The organism is Nocardia sp. NPDC058480 (assembly GCF_042720495.1).
Taxonomy (GTDB): domain Bacteria; phylum Actinomycetota; class Actinomycetes; order Mycobacteriales; family Mycobacteriaceae; genus Nocardia.
The window spans coordinates 58,773-65,398 of sequence record NZ_JBHXMN010000024.1 but is presented as its reverse complement, the minus strand read 5'-3'; the positions used below and the strand labels follow the sequence as shown (position 1 = coordinate 65,398).

Here is a 6,626-nt window from a genome sequence, read left to right as displayed (position 1 = left end):
AGCACTCCCAGCAGCACACCGGCTGCGACCACCAGCCTGCCGCACAACCAGCAGCCGCGTGAACCCCCGAAAAACCTACGACCAGGACCACTAAGGCCGACCATGGCGCTCGCTGCCTCTTCGACCGGCATGAAGTTCAAATGCCCGCGACGGTCGCCTACCAAGCGCAGCGGCGGCAAGCTGGCGCGCGATCGACTGCCGGACAATCCGCGCAGCCGCTTGCCGGCCTCGGCGCTGCTGTTCAGCTGCAACAGGGTGTGCACGGGAATCGCCGGATGCGGGGCGCGATCCGTGATCAGGATGCTCGGCCGCATGACCACGACCCGTCGACCGCTGCTGCGCGCGAATTCCCGCACCAGGACCTCGCCCTCATATTTCGAGTGCTCGTACGTGGTTTCGAATCCGGCGCTGTCGTCGAGTTCCTCCTCGAAGACCCGGCCGTGCAACGCGCGACGCCCGGCAACGAAAGCCGTACCGATATGAAAGAGGTCCGGGCGCCGCCGACCCACGCTGACGAATTCGAGGACACGCGCGGTGCCGGTCACATTGACCGCGCGCATGTCCTCGAGTGTGGAGGCAAGCTCCGTCGACGCCGCCACATGCCACACCGCGTCGACGCTGTCGGCCAGCTCATGAAATCGGCTGCTGCTCAGCCCGAAATGCGGGCTCGTCAGCTCCACGCGAACCACCGAGCAGCGCTCCGGCAGCTGCTCAACAAGCTCAGCCGGCGTTCCAATCGCATTCAGCGATTCCGTCAACGAGACCATGGTCGCCACAGGATCGCGGCGGGTCAGAAATGTGAATCCGCCATCACCGGAAAGCAACTCCCGCATCAGGTGTATGCCGAGGAACCCGGTGGCACCTGTTATCGCACATCGCATTCCAATACCCCTCATCGGATCGAACCACGAGGTCACCACAGCGGGCAGACTGTACTGAGGCAATCTACGTCACACCAACTCGCGATCACGCCGGTGCCCCGGCTGGAGTGCACAGACAGGCCGTGCTTGAACTATTCCTGGTGTCCCGGATGATCGAAGCCCACGACAGGGGCACCGACACAGCACAGGCGATCAGAGAGTCGATCGCCGAAACCGGTCGCATCATCACCGCTGCCGCATTTGTATTGCTCATCGTTACCGGGGCTGCGGCACTCTCGCACATGAGCTCGATGAAATCGCCGGTCTCGGCATGGCGTTGGCGATCGCGCTCGACGCGACAGCGATTCGCATGCTCCTGGTACCCGCGACCGTCGTCCTGATGGGGAGAGCCAACTGGTGGAAGCCCACATTCCGATCTGTCCGAACCTTGACGAAGTAGCGTGGCTACCGTTCGAATTCAACAGTGACTCAACACTTTCCGGATCAGCGCTGGGGCACCCCGGGCACCGCCCTGGCCCATTGATCAGATGGCTCGGATCCACCTTGCCCGGCGGATGGTTGATCCGTCGCCTGAATCCCTTGGACCGCCTCAATCGTCGAGTGCCGGTCCATGTGCGCGGTGAGTACCCGCGCGACGCCTTCCTCATCGGACATGTCGGCGGCGACCGCGATCACCTCGGCTGCGCCGCGGGCACGCAGGTCCGCGGCGACGGTGTCCAGTCGGTCGGCATCGCGCGCGGTGATGGTCAGCGAATAACCCTGCTGGGCAAGCCGATTCGCGATGCCGAGGCCGATGCCCCGGGAAGCGCCGCTGATCAGCGCGGACTTGGTCATCTCCGGTGTCCTTTCATCGCACGCAGTCCGGCCGCCATGAATTCCGGGGTCGCCTCGGCCGCGCGTTCGGCGGCGGCACCAGCACCGGAGCCTTGTAGCGCGCGGTGGGTGATGCCTTCGCCGATCACGCCGAGTTTGAAGTTGGCGAGCGCGAGGTAGAAGCCCCAGTCGCCGAGGTCACGTCCGGAGGCCATCGCGTAAGCCTGCGCCAAGATGTCGGCGGTCGGCATCCGCTCGCTGGTCCACGCCGCAGACGAGCCGAGGACGCGGTCGAACGCCGGCGAGCGGTACACGCACATCAGGGCGACATCGGTGAGCGGATCTCCGAGAGTCGACATCTCCCAGTCGATGACGGCGCGCACCTTACCCGGGTCGGCCGCGTCCAGAATCGTGTTGTCGATGCGGAAGTCTCCGTGCACGATCGAGGCCGCCGATTCACGCGGCACCGCCTCCGACAGTGCCGCGTGGAGCGCCGCGACATCGGCGAGTTCCCGGGTCTTCACCCGATCCCATTGCGACGCCCACAGATTCACCTGGCGTTGGACGAAACCCGTGGGGCGCCCGAAATTGTCGAGCCCCACCACGTGCGGGTCGACCTCGTGCAGCCGGGCCAGAACACGCACCAACTCGGCCACACTCGCCTCGACCTGGTCGTCGGTCAGGGTTGCGAGGTCGTCCTGGTCGCGGATCACCAGCCCGTCGACGTATTCGACCACGGTCATCGGGGCCCCGAGTGCGGTGCCGTGCGCATCGAATGCGACGGTCTTCGCGACCGGCACCGCCGAGCCCTGGAGTGCGTCGGTGACGGTGAATTCGCGGGACATGTCGTGCGCGGACGGGGTGAGCCCGGCGACGGGCGGACGGCGCACCACCCAGGTCGAGTCGTCGTCGGCGGCGGTGTAGGTCAGATTCGAGCGCCCGCCGCTGATCAGTTCCACCCGCAGCTCACCCCGGACCGGCACGCCGCTTTCGCGCAGGAATCGTTGCAGTGCGGGGATATCCATACCGGGCAGGCTCATCCGGCGTCCTGCTGGGCGCGCTTGGCCGCGCTCACCGCGCGCTTGGCGATGGCCCACCGATGTACCTCGGACGGACCGTCGTAGATCCGGAACGGACGGACCTCGCGCGAGAGCCGGGCCAGCGGCAGGTCGGCGGAGACGCCGAGGCCACCGCACATCTGCATGCTGCGGTCGATGATCCGGAAGATCGCCTCGGCGGCAAAGGTTTTCGCGATCGAGGTGGCATTCGCCGCCGATTCGCCGCGGTCGAGTTCCCAGCAGGCGCGCATCAGCAGTGCCCGGGTGGCGGCGATGTCGATCTCGTTGTCGGCGATCATCTTCTGGATCATGCCGAGATCGCCGAGCCGCGAGCCGAATCCGCGCCGCTGCGCCACCTGCGCCACCGCCACATCGTGGCCCCGCCGCGCGGCGCCGAGCCAGCGCATCACGTGCGTCATGCGGGCAGGACCCAGTCGCACCTGGGCGTACTCGAAGCCGCGGTCGACCGCGCCGAGCACCGCGGAATCCGGGACGAGCAGGTCGTCGAAGAACACCTCGCAGTGACCGCCCACCATCGACCGGTCCAGGGTGTCGATATGCCTGCCCACCCGGATACCGGGACTGTCGGCGGGGGCGAGGAACATGGTCGCGCCGCCGCGCTCGCCGGGCTCACCGGAGGTGCGGGCCATGATGATGAAGAACCCCGCACCGTCGGCGCCGGTGATGAACCACTTGTGGCCGGTGATCCGCCAGCCGCCCTCGGCGCGCACCGCACGAGTGGCCAGTGCCGAGGGGTCCGAGCCCGCTCCCGGCGCCGGTTCGGTCATCGCGAAGGCCGAGCGCACCTCACCGCGTGCGAGCGGTGCGAGGAACTGCTCCTTCTGCGCGGGATCAGCGATATGGGCGAGCATGTGCACATTGCCCTCGTCCGGTGCGGCGATGTTCAGTGCCGTCGGGCCGAACAGGGAATAGCCCGCTTCCTCGAAGATCGGGGCGCGGTCCGCCATCCCCAGGCCGTGGCCACCGTATTCGACCGGCGCATGCGGTGCGAACACACCGGCCTCGCGCGCAGCTTTTTGCAGGTCGATACGCAATGCGTCGCCGCCCGCAGCGGCGATGTCGCCGTCGTGCGTGTCGTCGAGCGGGATAACCCGGTCACGAATGAAGTGAGCGGTGCGCTCAGCCAGGCGCTGCACCTCGGGCGTATGGGATAGATCGATCGCCACGGATCCACTCCTATAATCGCAGGCCGAGCGTTCGTTCGGCATGGAACAGAAATGACACTGACACGAGACGATAACTCCTGTCAAGCGCCCGAATTGCGGCAGCAATGATGTTCAGATATTCTGAACACTGTGAACATCCCAGACGGTGAACCGGCCAATCTGGGTGCACGCCTGCGACAGGCGAGGCTCGCGGCAGGTCTGACGTTGCGGGAGACCGCGCGCCGCATCGATGTCAGCCCGGCCACGCTCAGCGCCGTCGAGACCGGCAAGACCGGCGTCTCAGTGCCCCGGCTCCGACTGCTTGCCACCGAACTCGGCACCACGACGCAGTGGCTGATCGGCGAGCCACCGGCCCGGACACCACCGCCCCGGCAGCGCGGCGCCGTCGTCGATCCGGTCGACGAGGCGGCCCGCGCGTGGCGCGAGTTCCCGCCACTGGATATCGATCCCGTACTGTCCGCCGCGATCGACTCCTTCGTCGAAACCGGCTACCACGGCGCCACCATGCGGTCGATCGCACAGCGAGCCGGCATGAGCGTGCCGGGGGTCTACCACCACTACCGCGACAAACAGGACCTGCTTGTGCAGGCACTCGACCTGACCATGGACGAGCTGCACTGGCGGGTCGGCGCAGCCCGGCGCGAGGCGGGCACCGGCCGCGACCGGGTGACCCGAGTAGTCGAAGCACTCGCCCTGTTCCACACTCATCGCCACGCACTCGCCTTCATCGGCGCCAGCGAAATGCGCAGCCTCAACCCCGGCAATCGACAGCGAATCACCGCGTCCCGAAACGAACTCCAGCACCTCCTCGACGAAGACATCGACACCGCGCTCATCGAGGCGAAAAGCAGCACCGAGCACGCGAGGGCCGCCGGACGCGCGATCGCGACGATGTGCACCGCCCTGCCGCAGTGGTTCCGTCTCGACGGCCCGGCCACACCGGAGCAGATCGCCACCGACTACGCCGACTTCGCCCTCGGTCTGCTCGGCATCCGCCGGTGACACTAACGGCTAGGCATTAGCTGCCGGCCAATCGCGGAGGAGACCGCAAAGCTCACCTGCTGGAACATGTCGGTGCACGCGACTACAATTTGACAATGAGCTCGAATGCACTGGAGCAGAACGTGTTCGGTACCGCCGTCGCGATCTTGTTTTATCTCGTCGCAATCGTCCTGCCGATGATCGTGCTCGTTCAAATCGTCGTCCGCTCGGCATCGCGAAGGAAACTCCGCAGCGGGACCAGCAGCGCACTTCGGCAGCCCGAGCAGCACACCGGCGCCGGACAGCCAGAGCCCGAACGTTCACCCCCATCACCGATTTCTCGATCGACGCCCAACCGACCCATCGGCTACGTACCCCCGCCCAGCAGCGGTGGGGGTGGTTCAGGATTCTCGACAGGATCTCTGTTCTAGCAACCTGGTAGAAACCTCAGCCCCCTTCAACTCCACCCGAGCCCGGCGGCGACTGTCGTCGCGACAGCGAGAACTTCTGGACGTTGGTCTACATGTGCGAGTAGCCTGAGAATCTGCTTCTCCCACCAGAGAATCTTACTTACGCTTCGAGTGGAGGATCCCTGTTGACCGTCGAGCATCTGCCGATCCCCCGCGACTGGGACCACATCACCCCGCAATGGATGACCACCGCACTGAACAGCCACCACCCAGGAGTCCGGGTCGCCACGGTCGACATCGCACTGCGCGACGACGGCACAAATCGGCGGGCACGACTCGCCCTCACCTACGACAGCGCGGAGCAGGGCCCGGCCTCGGTATTCGTCAAGGCCGCCGACCCAGCCCACAAGGAACTCATCACACTCACCAGCGGCATGTTCCACGAACCACGCCTCTTCCGCAGTGGCGTGGCCCTGCCCGTAGAGCATCCCGCCGTCTTCGCCGCACTCATCGACGAGGAAGCCGAGAACTTCCTACTGGTCATGGAGGACCTCACCCTCCGCGACGCCGACCCGCGCGACGCCACCCGCCCCCTCACGATCGAACAGGCCGCGAGCGGAGTCCGCGCACTGGCGCGCCTGCACAGCAGCTTCTGGGGCGAACGACTCGATAGTCACCCCGCTCTGGGATGGCTGGAACCGTTCGTGCCATGGGACGGAATGGAGATCGCCCCACTCCAAGCCGCGTTGGACCGCCTCGGACCGGAGTGCCCACCCGCGGTGACCAGGCTCAGCATCGGTGAGCTGATCAACGATATCTGGAAGCCCTACATTCACAGCCTCACCTCCGGACCGCAAACACTGCTGCACGGAGACGCCCACATCGGCAACACCTACCTCATCGACGACACCCACATCGGCTTCCTGGATTGGCAGGTCGCCCGCCGCGGACACTGGTCACTGGACCTGGGCTACTTCCTGCAAGGCGCACTCACGATCGAGGACCGCCGTGTCGCCGAGGACCGCCTACTTGGGGACTACCGCGATGCCCTGGACCTCCCCACCGGGGAGAAGCCGACTTCCGAACAGATCCGTCACGGCTACCGCGCCTCGGTCGCACACGGTCTGACACTGTGGCTGTGCACCGCCAGCGCGGGCGAATTCTGGCAACGCCCCGATATCGCTCTGGCGCTTGCCCAACGCTATTCGGCCGCTTACGCCGACCTCGATACCGCCTCTGCTATTGCTGACCTGGCGAAATCCGGCCTGTGACTGGATCCCAACTCGTGCGTGGTCG

The 6,626-nt window shown here is 66.1% G+C and carries 8 protein-coding genes; 4 read left to right on the top strand and 4 right to left on the bottom strand.

Going from position 1 to position 6,626, the window contains the following annotated elements; translation table 11 throughout:
- On the bottom strand, positions 1-833 hold an 833-nt coding region (locus ACFWO8_RS31995), incomplete at its 3' end, for an SDR family oxidoreductase (RefSeq protein WP_378973427.1).
- 197 nt (positions 834-1,030) lie between these two features.
- On the opposite strand from ACFWO8_RS31995, the gene ACFWO8_RS31990 reads away from it, so the two are divergent.
- Positions 1,031-1,261, top strand: a complete 231-nt coding sequence (locus ACFWO8_RS31990) for a hypothetical protein (protein ID WP_378973448.1) — start codon at positions 1,031-1,033, stop codon at positions 1,259-1,261.
- Positions 1,262-1,364: 103 nt separating this feature from the next.
- Here ACFWO8_RS31990 and ACFWO8_RS31985 read toward each other — a convergent pair whose 3' ends face one another.
- From ACFWO8_RS31985 to ACFWO8_RS31975, 3 genes are read right to left on the bottom strand one after another with little or no spacing between them, the layout of a single operon-like run.
- Entirely contained in the window at positions 1,365-1,715 is a 351-nt protein-coding gene (locus ACFWO8_RS31985; RefSeq protein ID WP_378973423.1) for an SDR family NAD(P)-dependent oxidoreductase, read from the bottom strand.
- Positions 1,712-2,734 carry a phosphotransferase family protein gene (locus ACFWO8_RS31980; RefSeq protein WP_378973419.1) on the bottom strand — a complete coding sequence of 341 codons (1,023 nt, stop codon included), beginning with the start codon at positions 2,732-2,734 and terminating at the stop codon, positions 1,712-1,714. The genes ACFWO8_RS31985 and ACFWO8_RS31980 overlap by 4 nt, the downstream gene beginning before the upstream one ends.
- Positions 2,731-3,939 carry an acyl-CoA dehydrogenase family protein gene (locus ACFWO8_RS31975; protein ID WP_378973414.1) on the bottom strand — a complete coding sequence of 403 codons (1,209 nt, stop codon included), beginning with the start codon at positions 3,937-3,939 and terminating at the stop codon, positions 2,731-2,733. The genes ACFWO8_RS31980 and ACFWO8_RS31975 overlap by 4 nt, the downstream gene beginning before the upstream one ends.
- A 129-nt stretch (positions 3,940-4,068) precedes the next feature.
- Here ACFWO8_RS31975 and ACFWO8_RS31970 point away from each other — a divergent pair, with 129 nt between their 5' ends.
- The 3 genes from ACFWO8_RS31970 (at position 4,069) to ACFWO8_RS31960 (ending at position 6,601) form a co-directional block, all read left to right on the top strand.
- A complete protein-coding gene (locus tag ACFWO8_RS31970; RefSeq protein WP_378973407.1) occupies positions 4,069-4,941 on the top strand; it encodes a TetR family transcriptional regulator in 873 nt (290 codons plus the stop codon).
- Positions 4,942-5,036: 95 nt separating this feature from the next.
- Positions 5,037-5,351, top strand: a complete 315-nt coding sequence (locus ACFWO8_RS31965; protein ID WP_378973401.1) for a hypothetical protein — start codon at positions 5,037-5,039, stop codon at positions 5,349-5,351.
- A 221-nt stretch (positions 5,352-5,572) separates the two neighbouring features.
- On the top strand, positions 5,573-6,601 hold the full coding sequence (locus ACFWO8_RS31960) for a phosphotransferase (protein ID WP_378973445.1): 1,029 nt from the start codon (positions 5,573-5,575) through the stop codon (positions 6,599-6,601).
- Positions 6,602-6,626 lie beyond the last annotated feature (25 nt).